Source organism: Janthinobacterium sp. BJB401 (assembly GCF_013372745.1).
In the GTDB taxonomy this organism is placed as follows: domain Bacteria; phylum Pseudomonadota; class Gammaproteobacteria; order Burkholderiales; family Burkholderiaceae_D; genus Janthinobacterium; species Janthinobacterium rivuli.
This window is the reverse complement of sequence record NZ_JABXFH010000069.1, coordinates 1-20,188: the sequence shown is the minus strand read 5'-3', so window position 1 is coordinate 20,188 and position 20,188 is coordinate 1. Positions and strand designations below refer to the sequence as shown.

Here is a 20,188-nt window from a genome sequence, read left to right as displayed (position 1 = left end):
GCGTTTTGGGCGCCCTCGACCAGGCCCAGGCCCAGCAGCGGCAAGGACGACGCCGTGCACGAGATGACGATGTCGAACTGGTGCAGCTGCTCCGGCAAGTCCGCCAGGCGGATGGCCTTGCCGTTGAAACGGTGCGCCAGTTCCTCGCCCCGTTCCATGGTGCGGTTGGCAATGGTGATGCTTTTCGGGTTTTGCGCCGCGAAGTGCGTGGCGCACAATTCGATCATTTCGCCGGCGCCGATGAACAGCACGTTCTGCTCGGCGATCTTGTCGAAGATGCGCTGCGACAGGCGTACGGCGGCGGCCGCCATGGACACGCTGTGGGCGCCGATTTCCGTGCTGCTGCGCACTTCCTTGGCGACGGAAAAGCTGCGCTGGAACAACTGGTGCAGATACGTGCCCAAGCCGCCCGCCTCGTCGGCCGTGCGGATGGCGTCCTTGATCTGCCCCAGGATCTGCGTTTCGCCCAGCACCATCGAATCGAGCCCGGAGGCGACGCGGAAGGTGTGGCGCACCGCATCGTGCTGCGGCAGCATATATAAGTGGGGGCGCAGCTCGCTGTAGTTGAGCTTGTGATAGTCGGCCAGGAAATGCGCGCCCGCGTCGAGCGGGTTCGGCACGTGGCTGGCCGCATACAGCTCGGTGCGGTTGCAGGTCGACAGGATGGCCGCTTCGTCGTTGTCGCGCAAGTCGATGCGCTGGAACCAGGTGCGCGCCGCCATCACCGCCGAACCCAAGTGCTCAGGCGCAAACGCCAGCTGTTCGCGGAGCGACACTGGAGCGGTGGTATGGTTGAGGCCGACGGCGAGCAGTTGCATTTCAGGGCTGTTGGGGTGACTTATGCCGACATTATAACGCTTTGTGCCCGCGCTTTGAGCAGGTCAGCCGTTTGCCGCCATTCAGCCGCCCAGTTTTTCCAGGCGATAACCGTAGCTGTAGACGGGCACGAGCCTGTAGCCGTGTTCCGGTTTCAACTGCAACTTGTTGCGCACGCGCGAGACGTGGGTATCCATGGTGCGCGAGGGTAGCGCCGTGTCGCGCTGCCACACGGCTTCGTGGATGTAGGCGCGCGACAGGGGACGGCCCAGGTTGCGGAAAAACAGCAGCGCCAGGGCGAATTCCTTGTGCGTCACATCCAGCACTTCGCCATCGCGCAGCAGGCGGCCGGGGCGGGTTTCAAACGTATATTGACCGAATTGCAAGGTCTCGGCGCCATTCTGGGCCGGATACGCCACGCGCAGCAGCGCCTGGGTGCGCAAGGTCAGCTCGCTGCGCCGCAGGGGCTTGATCATGTAGTCGTCGGCGCCGGCCGTCATGCCCGCCACCACGTCGTCTTCGCCCGAGCTGTTGGTCATAAACAACACGGGTGCCTTGGGCGCCAGTTTTTCCCGGGCACGGCGCAAGACTTCAGCACCGTCCAGATCGCTCACATGCCAGTCGAGGATGAGCATGTCGCAACTGTCCTTGCGCAATTGGCCCAGCATTTCCTTACCACTTTGAAACTCGTGGCAAGCGTGGCCGGCGGCGGTGAGCACCTGGCAGATCAGTTCTGCCTGGCTATGGTCGCTATCGAGTACGGCAATTCGCATAATTGGCTGGAGTGTGTAGCAACAAACAGACGGTCCGCTCTGCTTATCGTAATGTTAAGGAATGCTCAAGTGAAATATAACAGAGATTGCAACTGTGTCCAGTGAAATCGGCATCGCAGGCCTTTACGTTACACTTGTTCATCTACCTCATACTGCGGAGAAACGGCCATGTCAGACACGAGCACTACCGATTGGACCCTGATACCGGCCAGTCGTGCGGACATCGAGCAAGTGCGCGAGCGTTGCCGGCGCCTGGTCCAGCGGCGCGCCATGATGTCGGCGGGCGCCTCGGCCATTCCCATTCCCGGCATCGACCTGATGTCGGATGTGGGCCTGTTTTCCATGCTGATCAACGATATCAACCACGAATTCGGCCTGACGCCCGAGCAGATCGAGCGCCTGAACCCGCAGTTCAAGATGATGGCCTACCGCGCGGCGGTGGGGATGGGTGGCATGCTGGTGGGAAAGCTGGTGTCGCGCGAACTGATCCTCCACCTGCTCAAGCGCAGTGGCGTCAAGATTGCCACCAAGCAGGTGGCGCGCTTCGTGCCGTTCGCCGGCCAGGCGGTGGCGGCAGCCATCGGCTACGCCGTGTTCCGCCAGATCGGCAACCAGCACGTGAACGCCTGCGCCGCGGTGGCGCAGGAGTTGCTCGCTGTACGGCCAAATCATATTTAATGGCCTTAAGCTCGAATCAATGTGTGCTTAATTGCCGTCGAGAAGGGCTGATCTGCTGTTGCAGCCAGTTCTTCTTTTAAGAAAGCGATGCCTTCCTCTCGAGTCCATTCGCCTGAAGTCACCATTAGCATGACTTCTAGACCTTGGTCGACATAAGGTTTAGTGGCGCTGCGTCGTATCTCACGTAAGGCACCATTGAGGTTGAAAATACGAATAGTTTCATTGGCGCGCCTTTTATCTACGGCATTCAATCCTTCCTTCACTGCCACACTACCGTCGCTGACGAATAATAAAAAAAATTCAGGATCTTCTTCGTCAGGTTTGATCAAATCGGCAGGGTTATACGGAGGAAGGTCATCCTTATATTTTCCGCAGTTGTCGACTCGGTTACATGATCCGAATAAATTAGGCCAGAGAAAGGTTACTTTCGGGTCGCGTCCTTTTTGGCGAAAATGTTCAATATGCCTCTTATCAGTGCGCATGGCGCCTTCGCAATAGGCGCAGCGTTGCTGCTGCATCTCATCAAGTTTTTGCCATATTTCTCTTTTATCGTCGACAGTTAGGTCTTTCCAGCTGTTTTCACCATGCCGATAGAAGGACAGGCAGGCGGGTGCCAGTCTTCGATGCAACTTACGCATCGCTAATCTCGCGTAAAGATAATTTTTTCTTGAACGCTTGCAGACGTATCAGTCGATCACAATCGAGCATTTTTGGATGGCTGGTACCAAAATGGGAGTCTAGTTTTTTTCGTAATGCTCTACCACTAGGTGTAAGATGTAAATTCTGTTGAATTAATGCATAGTAGTGACTAAGTTGGCGTGCTGGCGCGACATCTGGAATTGGATCTACTTCCATCACACTGGCCATTACATCTGAACTGGCCACACCCATTGTTTGTTCTGTGATTGTTTTTACGGAAATTCTTTTGCGAATGCCATTTTTTCTAATTTTTCGCTGATCTAATTCATTCTCTTCTTTTAGCTCCCAATCTAGCCGACGTATACATTTTGCATCGACGCTACTTAATACTTGGGGACTATGTGTAGTCACAATAAACTGAATTTTTGGAAACGCCTTTTGTAAGTCTGGTAATACAGTTTGTTGCCACTCTGGATGTAAATGCATATCTACTTCATCGATCATAACTATGCCTTTAGTAAGCAAAGCAGCATTTTTCCCATGATGTGAATTGAGTTTGTAACAACGATAGGCAATATCGCCCACAAGCGCAAGCATGTTTCGAATACCATCACTAAGCTGGCTTACTTTGAGTTCGCCGTGTTCGGAATGTTCTAATACTAAATCCTCATGCTCCGCACTATATTCTAATTGATGCCAACCAGTATGCGTCTTTAGAATTTTATCAATTGCACGTTGAACATTAAGTATCGGTGCAAGAAAAATATCGTCTAATTTAGAGTTTATTTTTTGATTTTTTTCTATATTTTTAATTTGTGCATCTCTTAATGATTTAAATGCACGTGTGTACCATTGAGAAAAATGCTTATAACTTGAAGACGGATCTAAACAGTCTCTGTAAGCGAATGTTCTAGAGAATGTTTCATTGTCAGGCTTGTCAAATATTCCTGTAAGTTTTTTCTGGCTCCATAAGCGTCCAGTTCCATAATATCCTAATACGGGCAAATCGTCGGGTTTAAAGTTGCGGTTAGAAAATATGCGTTCTTCTAAATTTTTTGCGCAAAAATTTAAATTTACAAAATCACTTTCGCTATTGGATTTTGTTTTTGTATTTTTTTTAATGCTGCTTCGATAGCGTACTTCATCCCAACTAAAATATTTTGATTTATTCTCAATATATTTTTCTTTGGATGGGGTATCTTCAAAAATTAGCGAGGGTAATACAATTTTCCCTCGTGCTGCTATTGTGCAAGGTAGGCGCCACTCCATTTCATGGGGTGCAGTTTTTTCATAAAGTACATCATCTATCTGAATTCCAGTAGCATCATTTGTTGTGCTTCCCAAATCAAATCCAGCAACAAAAGGCCACAATGCGACCTTTATCGCATCTAATAATGTCGACTTCCCTTGTCCATTAAGCGCGACAATGACAGTAATTTTAGGATGAAGTTTAAGAACTGTACGATCAAAGCAACGGAAATTGTGGATCGTTAGTTGATCAATTTTCACGTGATATCCGTTCTATCTCTATTCATAATTTCGAATACATATTGAAAAAGGGCTAGCGTATTGCTAACCCTTTGACTTATAAATAAGTGGGATAGCGAAGGCATATCCACAAATTATATAGCAGTAACTCAGGCGTCCGGCAGCACCACGTTGACGTCGAGTACCTCCAGGTTGCCCTGGCGGTCCAGCGAGATCTTGATGTCGTCGGCGTTGACCTTGGTGTACTTGGAAATGACGGCGATCAATTCCTTGTGCAGGGCGGGCAGGAAGTCCGGACCATCGCGTCCGCTGCGTTCGCGGGCGATGATGATCTGCAGGCGTTCCTTGGCCGCGGTGGCCGTCTTCGGCTTGGGGGGGAAGAGGAAAGAAAGCAAGGCCATATCACTTCGCCCCAAAAATGCGCTGGAGTAATCCAGGCTTTTCATAGTTGGTAAAGCGCAACTCGACTTCTTCGCCGAGGAAACGCGAGACCACGTCTTCATAGGCTTGCGCCACGTCCGTGCCCGTGAAATGGATGGCCGGATTGCCCTGGTTCGAAGCGGCCAGCACTTGCTCCGATTCCGGAATGATGCCCACCAGCGGGATGCGCAGGATTTCCTGCACGTCCTGGTAGGACAGCATTTCATCCGATTCCACGCGTTTCGGCGAGTAGCGGGTGATCAGCAAATGTTCCTTGACCGGCTCGCCGCCCGTCTGCGCGCGGCGCGACTTGGCTTGCAGGATGCCGAGGATGCGGTCCGAATCGCGCACCGACGACACTTCCGGGTTGGTGACGATGATGGCTTCGTCGGCGAACGTCAGCGCCATCAGCGCGCCATGCTCGATGCCGGCCGGCGAATCGCAGATGATGAACTCGAAACCCATGTTGATCAGGTCGTTCAACACGCGTTCCACGCCTTCTTCCGACAAGGCATCCTTGTCGCGCGTTTGCGACGCGGGCAGGATGAACAGGTTGTCGCAGTGCTTGTCCTTGATCAAGGCCTGGTTCAGCGTGGCCTCTTTATTGATCACATTGATCAGGTCGTAGACGACGCGGCGCTCGCAACCCATGATCAGGTCGAGGTTACGCAGGCCCACGTCGAAGTCGAGCACGGCTGTCTTGTGGCCGCGCATGGCCAGGCCAGTGGAAAAACTGGCGCTAGAGGTCGTCTTGCCGACACCGCCCTTGCCGGACGTCACAACAATAATTCTTGCCACAAATAATCCTTTTCAGATATCTCTTGAATTGTGCAGCTTAAGAGCGGTTCACGGGAGTGACCGGATTGACAGAGTGTATATCGATTCTGTCGCCAGCCAAACGAATTTGCGCGGGTCCGCGCGCCATTTCTGCGGGGAAACCATCCTCGAACGTGCGGTACACGCCAGCGATCGAGACCAGTTCCGGTTCCATGGCCAGCGCGAAGATGCGGGCCTGGGCATTGCCCGAGGCGCCGGCCAGCGCGCGGCCGTACAGCGAGGAATATACGTGGATGCTGCCGTCGGCGATGATTTCGGCGCCATTGTTGACGACGGCGGTGATGATCAGGTCGCAGCCGCGCGCATAAATGCGCTGGCCGGCCCGCACGGGGGTGTCGATCACCATCACCTGGGCGTCGGCGCCGGACTGGGCGGCGGCCGTGGGCGTATCCTTGGGGCCATCCTTGGGCGGCGCATCGTCGCGCGTCTTGCCGCTGTCAAGGCTCAAGCCTTGCGCCAGGATGGCGTCATGCATGTCGGCCGGCGCATTGCGCACGGCCACGGCATTCAATCGGTATTTTTTCAGCAAGGCCACGAGGGCGGCCCAATCGATGGGCACGCTGCCGGGCGGCAAGGCCGCCACGTCCAGCACGGCCAGGTCGTCCTCGAAAAAGTCGGCCACGCCTCCCGTCATGTCGCGCAAGGCGGCATCGAGTGCCTGCGTATCGGCGCTATGCAGAATGGCAGAGACAGCAACGACGGTGGAAATCTTGATTTCGATAGGCTTCTGCGACGGGCTTTTGGACATAAACATTTATCAAAGTGAAACTGCGGCAGGCCAGATGTTCCGTACGGCAACAATGGGAGCAGTAAATTTCTTGCATTCTACTGCAAAAAAATCAGCATCAGGGGCCTGGCGCGTGCTATTCCGCAGGGCAACACCTACTTCAGGTCAAAAAAAACGGACGGCGCCCCGGAAAACCGCTGCGCCGCCCTGGAAGCAGCCGAGAATGCGCCCTGAGGGCGTGGTCCGAGATCAAGCTGCGCGCATCTGCCGCGCCGCCGCGAGCATATTCTTTAAAGCCGCTTCCGTTTCCGCCCAGCCCCGCGTCTTCAGGCCGCAGTCCGGGTTGACCCGTAACTGGGCTGGCGGAATGACGGCGATGCGGTAGGCGCGCGTGGCCCAGTCCAGCCAGGCGTCCCACTGGCTGCGGCGCAGCGGCAAGCCTTCGCGCATGGCCGGTTCGTCGATCTGGATGATGCCGATGCCGGCCGTTTCCAGGTCCGCCACTTCATCGCGGATGGCCAGGGCCAGTTGCAGCGCCGTCGTGGCGCGCGGCTGGTCGTCGCGCACGAACGAGCATTGCAAGATCGTCACCGGGCCCGTCAGCATGCCTTTCACCGGTTTATTGGTCAGGCTTTGCGCGTGCACCGTCCAGGCCACCGTCATGGCGGCCGGGCGCTGCACGTCGCCGTAGATGACGGGCGGTTTCACACAGCGCGAGCCGTACGATTGCACCCAGCCGTGGCGCGTGAAGATAAAACCGTCGAGTTGCTCGCTAAAGTAGTCGACCATGTCGTTGCGTTCCGCCTCTCCATGCACGAGCACGTCGAGGCCCAGCGCTTCCTGGCGTCCCACGGCGTGGGTGATTTCGGCGCGCATCGGTGCTTCATACTCGGCGGATCCAAGTTCGCCCCGCTTATGGCTGGCGCGGCGGCTGGCAATGGCCTGACGGGAAGTGGCCAATGCGGCCAGTGCGCTGTCATCGGGGTGGCCTTCAAGCGCGTCCTTGAGGACGGCGATTTCCGCCAGTTTTTCCGTGGCGAACGCCAGCCAGGTCCGGATTTCACCGTCGAGCTCCGTTTCCGCTTCCAGGCTGAACGGCACGTGCAGCAAGGAGCATGACGGCGCCAGCCACAGCTGGCCATTGCGCTTGGCCGCCAGCGGCTGCAGCACGGCCAGGGCCGCGTCAAGGTCGGTGCGCCAGATGTTGCGGCCATCGACGATGCCTATCGACAAGACTTTATGCGCTGGCAGCCAGTCTGTCACGCTGATCAGTTCATGCGGCGCGCGGATGCCGTCCACATGCAGGCCGGCGACGGGCAGGCGGCAGGTCAGGCTGAGGTTTTCTTCCAGCGGCGAGAAATACGTGGCCAGCAGGATATTCACACCCACCTGGTTCAGCTGCCAGTACGTGCTCTCGAAGGCGCTGCGCCACGCGCTGGGCAAGTCCAGGCCCAGGATCGGCTCGTCGATCTGCACCCAGGCCACGCCTTGCTGCTTCAGGCGGTCGAGCAGGGCGCCGTAGACGGGCAGCAATTGTTCCAGCAGAGCCAGATGATCGAAGCCTGGCGTCTTTTCCTTGCCCAGCCACAAAAAGGTGAGGGGGCCGATCAGGGCCGCCTTGACCTGGTGACCGAGCGCCTGCGCCTCGGCCACTTCCGCCAGCAAGCGCTCGCAGGCCAGCGAAAATTGAGTTTGCGGCGACAATTCGGGCACCAGATAATGGTAATTGGTGTCAAACCACTTGCTCATTTCCAGCGCGGCAGTGCCTGCGGCGTGCGCAGGGCCGCAGTCCGCGTGCTCCGCATGCGTTGCTTCACCACGCGCCATCGTGAAATAGCGCGCCAGCGGCGATTGCTCTGGCGCAAAGTTGAAACGGGCCGGTTCGCAGCCCAGCAGCTGGATATGGTTGGCGACCTGGTCATACAAGGCGAAGTCGCCCACGGTGACGTAATCGAGACCGGCATCGCGCTGCAGCGCCCAGTGGCGCGCGCGCAGTTGCTGGCCCGTCACTTCCAGCGCCGCCTCCGACACCTCGCCGCGCCAATGGCTTTCCAGCGCCAATGTCAGCTCACGCGTTGCGCCGATACGGGGAAAGCCCAGGGTGTGGGTACGAATGGTCATGATGTCATCGAGATTTAATGTGAATGCGCTAGAGTGTGCGGCAACTTGGTCTATAATCAAAACGAAACATTTTGCCGAATAACATGAAAATAATTCACGTAGATCACTCATTTTCCCGATGCTAGAAATCCGTCACCTGCGCACCTTGAGCGCCCTGCGTTCGTCCGGCAGCCTGGTGCGCGCCGCGCAGCTGCTCAACCTGACCCAGTCGGCCCTGTCGCACCAGATCCGTTTACTCGAAGAGCGCTACAAGGCGCCCCTGTTCGAGCGCAAGTCGATGCCGATCGCCTTTACGGCCACGGGCAGCCGGTTGCTGGAGCTGGCCGACAAGCTGCTGCCCGAGATCGAGCTGGCCGAGCGCGACGTGGCGCGCCTGTCGCAGGGCGACAAGGGGCAGCTGCGCGTGGCGCTCGAATGCCATACCTGTTTCGACTGGCTCATGCCCGTGATGGATGCGTTCCGCCAGCGCTGGCCGGAAGTGGAAATCGATCTTGTCTCCGGCTTTCACAGCGAACCGGCGGACTTGCTGCGCTCGGGCGAGGCGGATCTCGTGATCGGCTCGCCGTACGGCCCCGATTTCACCGTGTTTCCCCTGTTCCGCTTTGAAATGCTGGTGGTGATGGCGCAGAAACACCGGTTGCAGGCGCAGCGCCGGCTGGTGGCGGCCGACTTTACGGGCGAGACCCTGATTACCTATCCCGTGCCGGAAGAGCGCATCGACCTGATCCGCGAAGTGCTGCGGCCGGCCGGCATCCAGTTTGAACGCCGCACGGCCGAATTGACGGTCGCCGTGCTGCAGCTGGTGGCGAGCCGGCGCGGCATCGCCGCCTTGCCGAACTGGGCCATCAAGAATTACGTCGATTACGATTATGTGGTGGCGCGTCCGGTGGGCGAGCACGGCCTGTGGAGCGATTTGTATGTCTCCGTGCCGGACCATCTGCAGGACAAGGCGTACGTGCGCGATTTCGTCAGCGTGATACGCGAGCAGTGCGCGGCCTCGCTCGACGGTATCAAGTTGTTGTCTTGATCAACGTTGAGTTGGAAACAAACCAACAGGAAAGCTTGATAAATATCAAGGTTCAGCAATGAACCACCGCTTACAGTTGAGCACTGTGCGGCGCAACATGGCGTCGCCTACTCTTTGGGGAGAAACGACATGTTTTCATTTTCCGAACAATGGGCACTGGCCGGCAAGGCCGTGGTGGAAGCACAATTGATCAGCGCGCAAGCGTATGCCCAGGCCGTCGTCGACAGCGGTGCCAGCGTGCTGGAATTGCAGCTCGATACGGCCCGCTCGGCGCTGGCCGCCGCTACGGTAGCGGGCAATCAGCTGCTGTCCGTGAAGGATACGCAAGCGCTGCTGCAACTGTCGCGCACGCAGTCGCAACTGGCCATCGAGCGCATCGGTGCATATGGCCGCCAGGCAAAGGATGTTGCTCAAGAAACCCAGGAGAAATTCGAGACTGTGACAAAGGGTGAGTTTGCTGCATCGCGTCAAAAATTTGGCGAGCTGTTGCAGGTGGTAAAGCAAACGCCCGTGCCCTTGATTATTCCCTTCAATAATTTTCTAAAAACCACTTTCGGCGGCGCCGATGAAGGGTATGATAAAAATAAAAACACGCGTCCTGCTCGCCAGGCGTAAGCGTTTTGCGGCCCGGCAGCGGCTATCCGCCGCGCCAGTCCGCCCGCCAGTACCGCAAGCAGGTTGTCATCGCCGCCGCCTGCGGTGCGGCGCTGGAACTGCGGCGCATGCCGCGCTAGAATGAAACGCAGCTTGCTGTGTCTTCCCCGGATTCTCATTGGATTCTATTAGCACCTTGACCTTGGCCCTCGTGGCCTGCATATCGGAGAAATAAATGGATGATGTCGTAATCGTGGCCGCCGGCCGTACCGCAGTCGGCAAATTCGGTGGCAGTCTGGCCAAGATTCCTGCGTCCGAACTGGGCGCGCATGTAATCAAGGGCTTGCTGGCACAAACCGGCATCGACCCGAACCTGATCGGCGAAGCGATCCTGGGCCAGGTACTGACGGCCGCCGTCGGCCAGAACGCCGCGCGCCAGGCCGTCATCAAGGCTGGCCTGCCCAGCGCCATCCCGGCATTTACCATCAACAAGGTATGCGGCAGCGGCCTGAAGGCCACGCACCTGGCGGCGCAAGCAATCAAGTGCGGCGACGCCAACATCATCATCGCCGGCGGCCAGGAAAACATGAGCGCCTCGCCGCACGCGATGAACGGCTCGCGCGACGGTTTCCGCATGGGCGACTTCAAGATGATCGACACCATGATCGTCGACGGCCTGTGGGACGTGTACAACCAGTACCACATGGGCATCACGGCGGAAAACGTCGCCAAGAAATACGAAGTGACGCGCGCCGAGCAGGATGAGTTCGCGCTGCAGTCGCAACTGAAGGCGGAAGCGGCGCAAAAAGCGGGCAAGTTCAAGGATGAAATCCTGCCGCTGGAAATCGCCAACAAAAAAGGCACGGTCGTCTTCGACAGCGATGAATACATCAAGCCTGGTTCGACCCTGGAATCGCTGTCCGGCCTGCGCCCCGCGTTCGCCAAGGACGGTACTGTCACGGCCGGCAATGCGTCGGGCCTGAACGACGGCGCCGCCGCCGTCATCATGATGTCCGCCTCGCAAGCGAAAGAACTGGGCTTGAAGCCGCTGGCGCGCATCAAGGCCTACGCTTCGTCGGGCCTGGACCCGGCCGTCATGGGCATGGGCCCCGTCTCCGCATCGCGTCTGTGCCTGAAAAAAGCCGGCTGGACGCATGAAGAGCTGGACCTGATGGAAATCAACGAAGCGTTTGCCGCGCAAGCGATTGCCGTCAACAAGGAAATGGGCTGGGATACCAGCAAGATCAACGTGAACGGCGGCGCGATCGCCATCGGCCATCCGATCGGCGCGTCCGGCGCACGCATCCTGGTCACCCTGATCCACGAAATGATACGCCGCGACGCCAAGAAAGGCCTGGCAGCACTGTGCATCGGTGGCGGCATGGGCGTGGCGCTCGCGATCGAGCGCGATTAAGTAGCTTGCACCGCACCCAAGCTACTGCGCGGCGCGCTTTGCGGCCTGCGATGCTCACCGTGCTAGAGCACGGTTGCGCTTCTTAGCCACAAATCATCGCCGCTCGCTACGCTTGGGTGCGATGCGGTACGCCGCCGTCATGCGGCGGTTTTATGCTGCTTTATTTAAATAATTAACTTTTTAGCAACAGAACGACACTGAGGGGATGAAAATGGCAAGAGTTGCATTGGTAACTGGTGGCATGGGCGGTCTGGGCGAAGCGGTGTGTTTCAAGCTGGCGGCGCTCGGCTATCGCGTGGTGACCACATATTCCCCAGGCAATCCGAAGGTCGCGGAATGGCTGGCGACGACGAAGGACATGGGCTATGACTTCAAGGCCTACCCATGCGACGTGGCCGATTACGATTCGGCGGCTGCCTGCGTGGCGGCCGTGGAAGCGGAAATCGGTCCTGTGGACGTGCTGGTGAATAACGCCGGCATCACGCGCGACATGACGTTCAAGAAGATGGACAAGCCGAACTGGGATGCCGTGATGGGCACCAACCTCGATTCCGTCTTCAACATGACCAAGCCCGTCTGCGACGGCATGGTGGAACGCGGCTGGGGCCGTATCATCAATATCTCGTCCGTGAATGGCCAGAAGGGCGCCTTCGGCCAGACCAACTATTCGGCCGCAAAAGCCGGTATGCATGGTTTCACCAAGTCGCTGGCGCTGGAAGTGGCGCGCAAGAACGTCACCGTCAACACCATCTCGCCAGGCTACATCGGCACCAAGATGGTCATGGCGATTCCGCAGGAAGTGCTCGACAGCAAAATCATCCCGCAAATTCCGATGGCGCGCCTGGGCAAGCCGGAAGAAGTGGCCGGCCTGGTCGCTTACCTGGCTTCCGATGAAGCGGCGTTCGTCACGGGCGCCAACATTTCCATCAACGGCGGCCAGCACATGTCGTAATCGTTGTTGAGGTAAAACGAAAAAGACAGCTGCCGCTGTCTTTTTTTATGCTGGGCAGCAAAACAAGGGGATGGCCGGATTTGCCTTAAAATCAGTATTTCTCCACTGCATCATCTCCATGACCCTTGTTCCCGCCTTGCGCCGCGCCAGCGTGGCCGCCATTCTATTCCTGGGCGTCAGCGCGGCCCAGGCCAGCGTCGCCTTCCACGTCACGGTGACGACCGAGCGTGTCAACCAGCCCGGCGTGAAAACCAGCTTGCCCGCGCGCGATACGCAGGAGAGCGATGTCGTGCTGGGCGAACATTACCTCAGCGTGCGTGATGGCAAGAGCTTGACCGTGCTCGACTTTGCCACGCGCCGCCGCCACGTCATCGATATGGCGGCGTCCACCTACGACACGTATTCACTGTTCGACGTGGCGGGTTTTCGCCGCATCGAGATCGCGCATCGCCAGGGCATGGCCGGCGCGCTCCAGGCTGGCGGCTTGCAAGCCCACGTCACGCCGCCCGTGTATGAAGAGCAGGCGTTGTCCGTGCCGGCGGCCAGGCGGCGCAACGCGCTGGCGCCGCAAGTGCTCGACGGCGCAGTGCTGTGGTCGCTCGACGGACACCCCCTGCTGCGCCTGGGCATTGCTGGCAGCCCCGTCAGTAATGACGATGCGACGGCGTTTGCCCAGTACTTGCGCTACACCTGGGGCGGCCATCCGCTGGTGCTGAAGCTGCTGGCCGATGGCAAGCGCATTCCCGCCGACCTCACCTTGCACTATGAGGAAGTGGGCGGCAAGGTCGCGCGCCATTTCCGCATCAGCGCCATGACGGTGGGGGCGCCCGCCACGTATTCCCTGGCCGGCTACCGGCCCCGCGCGCTGGCGGCCAATGCGCCGCCGCTCGAAAGCGTGCTGGCGCAGGCGGCGTCGCTGCCGCCGCTGGGCCCCCAGGCACATCTCGCGCTGCGCAGCGAAGCGGAAAAGCTCTTTGCCGCGGAAAAGCCCTTCGAGGCTTTCTTGACCATGCTGGAAGACCATTTTTCCACGGGTGAACTGGTCGACAAGCTGTCGCCCCAGCAGATACGGGCCATGCAGGAATGCCAGCCCATCCACGATCTGACGCGGGGATTGCTGGCCAAGAACCAGGAGGGCGTCGCGGACGCGCTGGCCACCGTGCAGGAATTGAGGAAGCAAACGGGGCTGGAGCAGCCCGTCCTGGCCTTGTTCGAGGGAAATTTGCGTGCCAAGCTGGGGCAATGGCCGGAGGCGACCGCCTTGTATCTGCAAGTGCTGCAGGCCAGGCCGCACATGGCGGCCGCGTACCAGGACCTGGGCGACGCCTTGCTGGCGCAGTTCGATGCGCCGAATGCCTGGCGCAGCTGGGATGCGGGGCGGGCCATGGCGCCGTCGCTGCGGCAATTTCGCAAGGTCAACGATTTGGAGCGCAGCCTGCTGAACGATTATCCCGCCTTCTTTGCCGACGGGGCGACGCTTCCGCCTGAAGGTCAGCCCAGCACCAGCCGCCCGGCCAGCAAGACGAAGACGGTGGGCAGCACGAACTTGCCGTAAGGCGAGGGTTTGCCGCGCAGGCGGCGCGCCAGGCGCGCGGCCAGGACCGCATACAGGGCATCGAACAGCAGGCCCATCAGCACCAGCACGGCGCCCAGGCGCAGATATTGCATGCCGACCTGCTCGCTGCCGACGACGAATTGCGGCAGGAACATGCTGCAAAACAGCAGTGCCTTCGGATTGAGCAGATTCGTCAGGAAGCCGCGCACCAGGCTGGCGCGGGCGCCATGCGCCGTGGCGGGAGCGGCTGCTTCCTGCGCCGTTTTGCTCGACAGGGCCGACTGCAGCAAACGCAGCGCCAGGTACAGCAGGTAGGCGGCGCCCGCCCATTTGACCCACTGCAAGGCTTGCGGATGCGTCACCATCAACGCCGCCAGGCCCGCGCCCGACAGCGCCACATGCACGGCGCGCGCGCCGGCAATGCCCACGGCCGTCACCAGCGCCGTGGCCACGCCGCGCGCGGCGCCCGTCGCCAGTACCAGCGCCATATCGGGGCCCGGTAATAAAAAGGCGCCAGCCAGTGCCAGCAGGTACATCAGGAAGGTAGAATCGGACATGGGCCAGTCGAAAAGAAAGCGGGAGCATGCGCACGGTGCAGCCTGCTCGCCGGTTTCCATTATGTTCTTGCTGCGATGAAATGTGCTTGCTTTTCCTGCCCTGCATGCCCTAGTATTCGGGTAGATTCCACTCGTATAAAAACAAAAATTAGATGAAAATTTCAGAAGTTAGCCTCGACGCCACCGATTTGCAGATACTCAGGCTGTTGCAGGATGAAGGACGGCTGTCGAATGCACGCCTGGCCGAGCGCTTGAAACTGAGCGAAACCCCCGTCTGGCGCCGCTTGCGCCGCCTGGAAGAGGAAGGTTTCATTACCGGCTATCAGGCTTTGCTCAACCGCAAGAAGCTGGGCATCGGCCTGGTGGCCTTCGTGCGGGTCGTGTTTGCCAACCATGGCGGCGAACAGCCGTCGCAGTTCGAGCAAGCGATCGCGACGATTCCCGAGATTTTGTCGTGCCACAATGTGGCCGGCGAAGCCGATTATTTCCTGCAAGTGGTGGCGCGCGACCTGGAAGCGTATGGCGAATTCGTCTCGACCGTGCTGCGCCGCCTGCCTGGCGTGGCGGAGATCCAGTCCAGCCTGTCGATGCGCGAAATCAAGTCGTCGAACCGCCTGCCTTTGCTGCTGGCCTGAGGCGCCGGGGGCGCACTATAATTGGAATAGTTGCCAGGACTCGCGCCTGGCGCCCTGACCGCCACTCCAAGGACCGCCATGCCAGATACCCTGTCACCCCTGTTTCCCGCCCTGTCGCCGAACCGGCACGGCATGCTGGCGGTCGATGACATCCACACCATTTATTGGGAAGAGTGCGGCAACCCCGACGGCATTCCCGTGCTGTTCCTGCATGGCGGCCCCGGCGCGGGCCTGTCGCCGCAGCACCGCCGCTTTTTTGACCCGCAGCGCTACCGCGTGATCCTGTTCGACCAGCGCGGCGCCGGCAAGTCCACGCCGCTGGGCGAATGGCGCAACAACACGACGCAGTTGCTGATCGAGGACATCGAACGCTTGCGTGCCCAGTTCGGCATCGCCCAATGGCTGGTGTTTGGCGGCTCTTGGGGCTCGACCCTGGCGCTGGCGTATGGCCAGGCGCATCCGGCAGCGTGCCTCGGTTTCGTATTGCGCGGCATTTTCCTGTGCACGCAGGCGGAAATCGACTGGTTCATCGAAGGCGTGCGCTGGTTTTATCCGGAACTGTACGAAGAATTTGCCGCGCCCATTCCGGCAGGGGAGCGGGGCGACTTGCTGGCAGCCTACGTGCAACGCATCCTCAGCAGCGATCCGGCCGTGTACTGGCCTGCGGCGCGCGCCTGGAGCCGCTTCGAGGGGCGCCGCGTGTATCTGATGCCACAACCGGAAGATGCGCCGAACGATGCGCTGGACCTGGGCGTGGGCCGGCTCGAATCGCATTACATGGCCAATCTCGGTTTTTTCGAGGAAGACCAGCTGATCCGCAACATGGGGCGCATCGCGCATTTGCCGGCCGTCATCGTGCAGGGCCGCTACGACGCCATCTGCCCGCCGCTGTCGGCCTACCGTTTGCAGCAAGCCTGGCCTGGCGCGCAGCTGGAAATGATCCCGGACGCGGGCCATGGCGCGCTCGAACACGGCATCGCTTCGGCGCTGGTGCGCGCCACCGAGCGCTTCGTGCCGGGGCGCGGCTTCGCATGACGCCAGACCACGCCGGTTGGCAAAGCGGCCAGCCGGCGTGCGCCACCTGCTACACTATGGCCTGTGCTGGCGCCAGGGTCGGGCGCCGGTGTGAACCCACGACTTTTTATCCATGAACATACAGATCGGCGACATCGGCCATATCATCCAGCTGGCGATTGCGCCGGTTTTCCTGTTGACCGGTATCGGCACCATGCTGGTGGTGCTGACCAACCGCCTGGGCCGCATCATCGACCGCACGCGCGTGCTGGAAGACCGGCTCGACATCGGCTACAACGATTTCTATATGGATGAGCTAGATACCTTGTATCAGCGTACCCATCTGATCAATTATTCGATTTCGCTGAGCACGGCGTGTGGTTTCTTCGTCTGCGTCATCATCGCCATGCTGTTTTTGGGCGATATTCTGAACCTGACCCTGGACAAATACATCGCGGCCTTCTTTGTGCTGGCCGTGATTTGCCTGATCGGCTGTTTTATTTATTTACTGCGCGAAATTTATCTGGCCGCGACGGCCCAGCGCATCCGGCGCCATATCCGCCCGCCACGGTAAGCGGCGCGCCGGTTTACCCTACTATTGAAGAACGAGTCCAGCATGCACGATTACAAACGTCCCCCCACCCTGCACCGCTACGGCCAGCGCAGCGAACTCGAGCAGGCCCTGAGCCTGGGCCAGTTCCGCCTGACGCCTGCGGGCAATTGTTTGACCCTGAGCTTTTCGCAAGTGTGGGACAAGCAACTGTTCGACCTGTTCGCCCCGGCCGACGCCTGTCTGATCATCCACAATACGGAAGAATTCGGCGAATGCCTGCACCGCGCCGTGCAGCGCACCTTGCCCAGCTGGGCCGGTATCGATGGCGTCGTTGAGTATGGCCAGCGCGCCGCCCTGGGCGCCGCTTTCACCAAGACGCGCGCCGAAGCAGCCGAGCAGGAATGGCTGTTCGCCTGGCGCTCGATGCAGCCGCAAGCGAGCCTGAACCCTGTGACGGTAAAATTGGGCAGCCTGGAAAACTTCGCGGAAATCCGCGACCGCGACACGTATCTGGCGTAGTTATCCGGATTTATCGGCGTGCTGGCTGTCGATGCGAGTGAGCACGGCCGCCATCATGCGCTCGATATCGCCGCGTATCATGGTCGTGCCCAGCATGCCGGGCACATAGAAGCCCGGCATCAGCCGGCTGGAAAAGACGATGCGCGTGCCGCCCGTTTCGGGGATCGGATACAGATTCCAGCGCGATTCGTAGTGCCGCATGTCGCCTGAAACGAGGGCGATATCGATGGCCGTGAACGGCGTTTCCGTGGCCCGCACCACCAGGTGGATGGGGTGGTTCATGAACAGGAAGCGCGCCATGCCCTGCTGCTCGATGATGACTTCATTGCCGTTGCGCGACAGCACGCGGCAGGAGCTGAGGTCGGGCACGAACTCATTCATGCGCTCGTAGGTGGTCAGGGTCTTCCACACGGACGCCGGCGGCGCCTGCACGCTGCCGCTGGCATCGACTTCATACATGCGCTGCCCGTCGACCTCGATGCGCTTGACGTCGACCTTCAGCTTGTCCAGGCGTGTCGCCTGTGCCAGCGCGGTCGCGGGGACGGCGCACAACATCAGCAGGCAAAGGAAGAGTCGCGTCATGCACCTAGCCTACGGGAAACTTGCGCCCTGCACAAGCTGTACCCATCGCCGGCCCGCGCGCCGGGCGATTTAGAACTCCCGGTCTAGAGAAATACACTGCGGCGAACGGCAATGCTTGCTACCGTACGGCCTGCATACCACCTCTACCGGACCGATCACCATGACTGCCTATCCCCACCTGCTGGCCCCGCTCGACCTGGGTTTTACCTCTTTGCGCAACAGAGTCATCATGGGGTCCATGCATACGGGCCTGGAAGACCGCTTTTATCATTATGGCAAGCTGGCCGCCTTTTACCGCGAACGGGCACGCGGCGGCGTGGGGCTGATCGTCACGGGCGGCATCTCGCCGAACCGCCAGGGCTGGCTGCTGCCGTTCGGCGGCACCCTCAATTTCCTCGGCGACGTGCCGAACCACCGCAAGGTGACGCGCGCCGTGCACGAAGAGGGCGGCAAGATCGTCATGCAGATCCTGCATGCGGGCCGCTATGGCTACCAGCCGTTCGTCGTGTCGGCATCGGCCAAAAAGTCGCCGATTTCGCCGTTCCGTCCCCGCCCCTTGAGCGAACGGGGCATCGAACGCACCATCTGCGACTACGTGCGCTGCGCGCGCCTGGCGCAAAAGGCGGGCTATGACGGCATCGAAGTGATGGGCAGCGAAGGATATTTGTTGAACCAGTTCCTGTGCGCGCGCACGAATCTGCGCCAGGACCGTTGGGGCGGCACGATCGAAAACCGCATGCGCCTGCCCGTGGAGATCGTGAGCCGCATCCGCGCCGCCGTCGGCCCCAACTTCATCATCATGTACCGTCATTCCCTGCTCGACCTGGTCGAGGGCGGCAACACCTGGGAGGACGTGGTAACGGTGGCCAAGGCCCTGGAGCAGGCCGGCGTGACGATTTTGAATACGGGCTTTGGCTGGCATGAAGCAAGGGTGCCCACCATCGTCACCTCGGTGCCGCGCGCCGCCTTCGCTTCCGTGGCGGGCCGCTTGCGCCGCGAAGTGACGATACCCGTGGTGGCGTCGAACCGCATCAACATGCCGCACGAAGCCAATGCCATCCTCGAGCGGGGCGACTGCGACCTCGTGTCGATGGCGCGCCCTTTCCTGGCCGACCCCGATTTTGTCGCCAAGGCCGCCTCGGGCCGCGCGGACGAGATCAACACCTGCATCGGCTGCAACCAGGCTTGTCTCGACCACACGTTCGCCAACAAGCGCGCCAGCTGCCTGGTCAACCCGCGCGCCTGCCATGAGACGGAACTTGTTTACGCGAAAAAGGCCGTGCCGCGCGGGGTGGCCGTCGTCGGCGCTGGCCCGGCCGGCCTGTCCGCCGCCTGCGTGGCGGCCGAATGCGGGCACGCGGTGACCCTGTTCGACAGCAGCGACAGCGTCGGCGGTCAGTTCAAGGTGGCCATGCAAATTCCCGGCAAGGAAGAATTTACGGAAACCATCCGCTATTTTGCGCGCCGGCTGGCGCTGCTGGACGTCAAGCTGCGCCTGGGCCAGCGCGTCACGCGCGAGCAATTGCTGGCCGGCGGCTATGACGACGTCATCGTCGCCACCGGCATCAAGGTGCGCCTGCCGGCCATTCCCGGCATCGACCATCCGAAGGTGCTGTCGTATCTGGATGTGCTGCAAGCCAAGAAGCCCGTGGGCGCGCGCGTGGCCATCATCGGCGCGGGCGGCATCGGCTTCGATGTGGGCGAGTATCTGCTGCACGACCCGGCGCATCCGCTGCCGCAACCCGTGGCCACGTGGGCGGGCGAGTGGGGCGTGGACTTGAATGCGGCCACCGGTGGCGGCCTGGTGCCGCCCGCAGCCCCCCATCCCGTGCGGCAAATCTTCCTCTTGCAGCGCAAGACCTCGAAAGTGGGCGCTGGGCTGGGCAAGACCTCGGGCTGGGTGCACCGGGCGGCGCTGGCGAGAAACGGCGTGGCCATGCTGGCCGGCGTGAGTTACGACAAGATCGACGAGCAGGGCTTGCATATCACCGTGGGCGGCGAGCAGCGCCTGCTGGCGGTGGACAACGTGATCATCTGCGCGGGCCAGGACAGCCTGACGGAACTCATGCCGGAAACGGACAAGGACGGCAAACCGCTGGCTGCAGGCGGCCCGCGCTTCCACAAGATCGGCGGCGCCGCGCTGGCGGCGGAACTCGATGCCAAGCGGGCGATACGGGAAGGGGCGGAGCTGGCGGCGAGTTTATAACCCGGAGAAAAACTGGGGTCGGACCCTCAGGGTCCGACCCCGGCATTTGCATGGGTCAGAGGTTAGGCCACAAAGCACCCT

The 20,188-nt window shown here is 60.1% G+C and carries 21 protein-coding genes; 11 read left to right on the top strand and 10 right to left on the bottom strand.

The genetic code is table 11. The features are described from left to right. Together hemA and HWE17_RS26725 are read right to left on the bottom strand one after the other, a co-directional pair. The coding region (hemA, locus tag HWE17_RS26730) for a glutamyl-tRNA reductase (protein ID WP_176390868.1) at positions 1-818 on the bottom strand (818 nt) is incomplete at its 3' end. A gap of 81 nt (positions 819-899) precedes the next feature. Beyond that, the gene (locus tag HWE17_RS26725) at positions 900-1,589 is read right to left on the bottom strand and encodes a response regulator transcription factor (RefSeq protein WP_035823604.1); all 690 of its coding nucleotides are present in this window, start codon (positions 1,587-1,589) and stop codon (positions 900-902) included. A 168-nt stretch (positions 1,590-1,757) separates the two neighbouring features. On the opposite strand from HWE17_RS26725, the gene HWE17_RS26720 reads away from it, so the two are divergent. Next, on the top strand, positions 1,758-2,267 hold the full coding sequence (locus tag HWE17_RS26720) for a hypothetical protein (protein ID WP_176390867.1): 510 nt from the start codon (positions 1,758-1,760) through the stop codon (positions 2,265-2,267). Positions 2,268-2,272: 5 nt separating this feature from the next. On the opposite strand, the gene ptuB is transcribed toward HWE17_RS26720, so the two are convergent. From ptuB to HWE17_RS26690, 6 genes are all read right to left on the bottom strand, one after another. Continuing rightward, on the bottom strand, positions 2,273-2,905 hold the full coding sequence (gene ptuB, locus HWE17_RS26715) for a retron Ec78 anti-phage system effector HNH endonuclease PtuB (protein ID WP_176390866.1): 633 nt from the start codon (positions 2,903-2,905) through the stop codon (positions 2,273-2,275). Next, positions 2,898-4,415 (bottom strand): AAA family ATPase, encoded by a 1,518-nt coding sequence (locus tag HWE17_RS26710; protein WP_176390865.1) that lies wholly within the window; start codon positions 4,413-4,415, stop codon positions 2,898-2,900. The genes ptuB and HWE17_RS26710 overlap by 8 nt, the downstream gene beginning before the upstream one ends. A gap of 128 nt (positions 4,416-4,543) precedes the next feature. Beyond that, positions 4,544-4,795 carry a cell division topological specificity factor MinE gene (gene minE, locus HWE17_RS26705; RefSeq protein ID WP_034752886.1) on the bottom strand — a complete coding sequence of 84 codons (252 nt, stop codon included), beginning with the start codon at positions 4,793-4,795 and terminating at the stop codon, positions 4,544-4,546. A 1-nt stretch (position 4,796) separates the two neighbouring features. Then, positions 4,797-5,612, bottom strand: coding sequence for a septum site-determining protein MinD (minD, locus tag HWE17_RS26700; RefSeq protein WP_034752889.1), 816 nt, complete (start codon positions 5,610-5,612; stop codon positions 4,797-4,799). A 37-nt stretch (positions 5,613-5,649) separates the two neighbouring features. Beyond that, positions 5,650-6,399, bottom strand: a complete 750-nt coding sequence (minC, locus tag HWE17_RS26695; RefSeq protein ID WP_035828495.1) for a septum site-determining protein MinC — start codon at positions 6,397-6,399, stop codon at positions 5,650-5,652. A gap of 228 nt (positions 6,400-6,627) precedes the next feature. Next, on the bottom strand, positions 6,628-8,499 hold the full coding sequence (locus HWE17_RS26690) for a 5-methyltetrahydropteroyltriglutamate--homocysteine S-methyltransferase (protein WP_176390864.1): 1,872 nt from the start codon (positions 8,497-8,499) through the stop codon (positions 6,628-6,630). 118 nt (positions 8,500-8,617) lie between these two features. On the opposite strand from HWE17_RS26690, the gene HWE17_RS26685 reads away from it, so the two are divergent. The 5 genes from HWE17_RS26685 (at position 8,618) to HWE17_RS26665 (ending at position 14,041) form a co-directional block, all read left to right on the top strand. Beyond that, a complete protein-coding gene (locus tag HWE17_RS26685; protein ID WP_035823611.1) occupies positions 8,618-9,526 on the top strand; it encodes a LysR family transcriptional regulator in 909 nt (302 codons plus the stop codon). Between the two features lie 129 nt (positions 9,527-9,655). Next, entirely contained in the window at positions 9,656-10,141 is a 486-nt protein-coding gene (locus HWE17_RS26680; RefSeq protein WP_035823613.1) for a phasin family protein, read from the top strand. Positions 10,142-10,355: 214 nt separating this feature from the next. Beyond that, positions 10,356-11,534, top strand: coding sequence for an acetyl-CoA C-acetyltransferase (locus tag HWE17_RS26675; RefSeq protein ID WP_099401162.1), 1,179 nt, complete (start codon positions 10,356-10,358; stop codon positions 11,532-11,534). A gap of 211 nt (positions 11,535-11,745) precedes the next feature. After that, positions 11,746-12,486 carry an acetoacetyl-CoA reductase gene (gene phbB, locus HWE17_RS26670; protein WP_035823615.1) on the top strand — a complete coding sequence of 247 codons (741 nt, stop codon included), beginning with the start codon at positions 11,746-11,748 and terminating at the stop codon, positions 12,484-12,486. A 118-nt stretch (positions 12,487-12,604) separates the two neighbouring features. Next, positions 12,605-14,041, top strand: a complete 1,437-nt coding sequence (locus tag HWE17_RS26665) for a hypothetical protein (RefSeq protein ID WP_176390863.1) — start codon at positions 12,605-12,607, stop codon at positions 14,039-14,041. Here the strand turns inward: HWE17_RS26665 and HWE17_RS26660 are convergent. Further along, positions 13,978-14,598 (bottom strand): LysE family translocator, encoded by a 621-nt coding sequence (locus tag HWE17_RS26660; RefSeq protein WP_035828500.1) that lies wholly within the window; start codon positions 14,596-14,598, stop codon positions 13,978-13,980. The two genes, HWE17_RS26665 and HWE17_RS26660, sit on opposite strands and share 64 nt — an antisense overlap. A gap of 152 nt (positions 14,599-14,750) precedes the next feature. Here HWE17_RS26660 and HWE17_RS26655 point away from each other — a divergent pair, with 152 nt between their 5' ends. The 4 genes from HWE17_RS26655 to HWE17_RS26640 all read left to right on the top strand — a co-directional run bounded on the left by HWE17_RS26655 (position 14,751) and on the right by HWE17_RS26640 (position 17,319). Continuing rightward, a complete protein-coding gene (locus tag HWE17_RS26655) occupies positions 14,751-15,233 on the top strand; it encodes an Lrp/AsnC family transcriptional regulator (RefSeq protein ID WP_034752896.1) in 483 nt (160 codons plus the stop codon). A 78-nt stretch (positions 15,234-15,311) separates the two neighbouring features. Next, positions 15,312-16,268, top strand: coding sequence for a prolyl aminopeptidase (gene pip, locus HWE17_RS26650; RefSeq protein WP_176390862.1), 957 nt, complete (start codon positions 15,312-15,314; stop codon positions 16,266-16,268). Between the two features lie 112 nt (positions 16,269-16,380). Beyond that, on the top strand, positions 16,381-16,821 hold the full coding sequence (locus HWE17_RS26645; RefSeq protein WP_035823621.1) for a DUF2721 domain-containing protein: 441 nt from the start codon (positions 16,381-16,383) through the stop codon (positions 16,819-16,821). A 42-nt stretch (positions 16,822-16,863) separates the two neighbouring features. Continuing rightward, positions 16,864-17,319 carry a hypothetical protein gene (locus HWE17_RS26640; protein ID WP_176390861.1) on the top strand — a complete coding sequence of 152 codons (456 nt, stop codon included), beginning with the start codon at positions 16,864-16,866 and terminating at the stop codon, positions 17,317-17,319. Here HWE17_RS26640 and HWE17_RS26635 read toward each other — a convergent pair whose 3' ends face one another. Next, positions 17,320-17,901 carry an SRPBCC family protein gene (locus tag HWE17_RS26635; RefSeq protein WP_255206402.1) on the bottom strand — a complete coding sequence of 194 codons (582 nt, stop codon included), beginning with the start codon at positions 17,899-17,901 and terminating at the stop codon, positions 17,320-17,322. Between the two features lie 160 nt (positions 17,902-18,061). Here HWE17_RS26635 and HWE17_RS26630 point away from each other — a divergent pair, with 160 nt between their 5' ends. Continuing rightward, positions 18,062-20,107 (top strand): NADPH-dependent 2,4-dienoyl-CoA reductase, encoded by a 2,046-nt coding sequence (locus HWE17_RS26630; protein ID WP_176390860.1) that lies wholly within the window; start codon positions 18,062-18,064, stop codon positions 20,105-20,107. Positions 20,108-20,188: the final 81 nt, after the last annotated feature.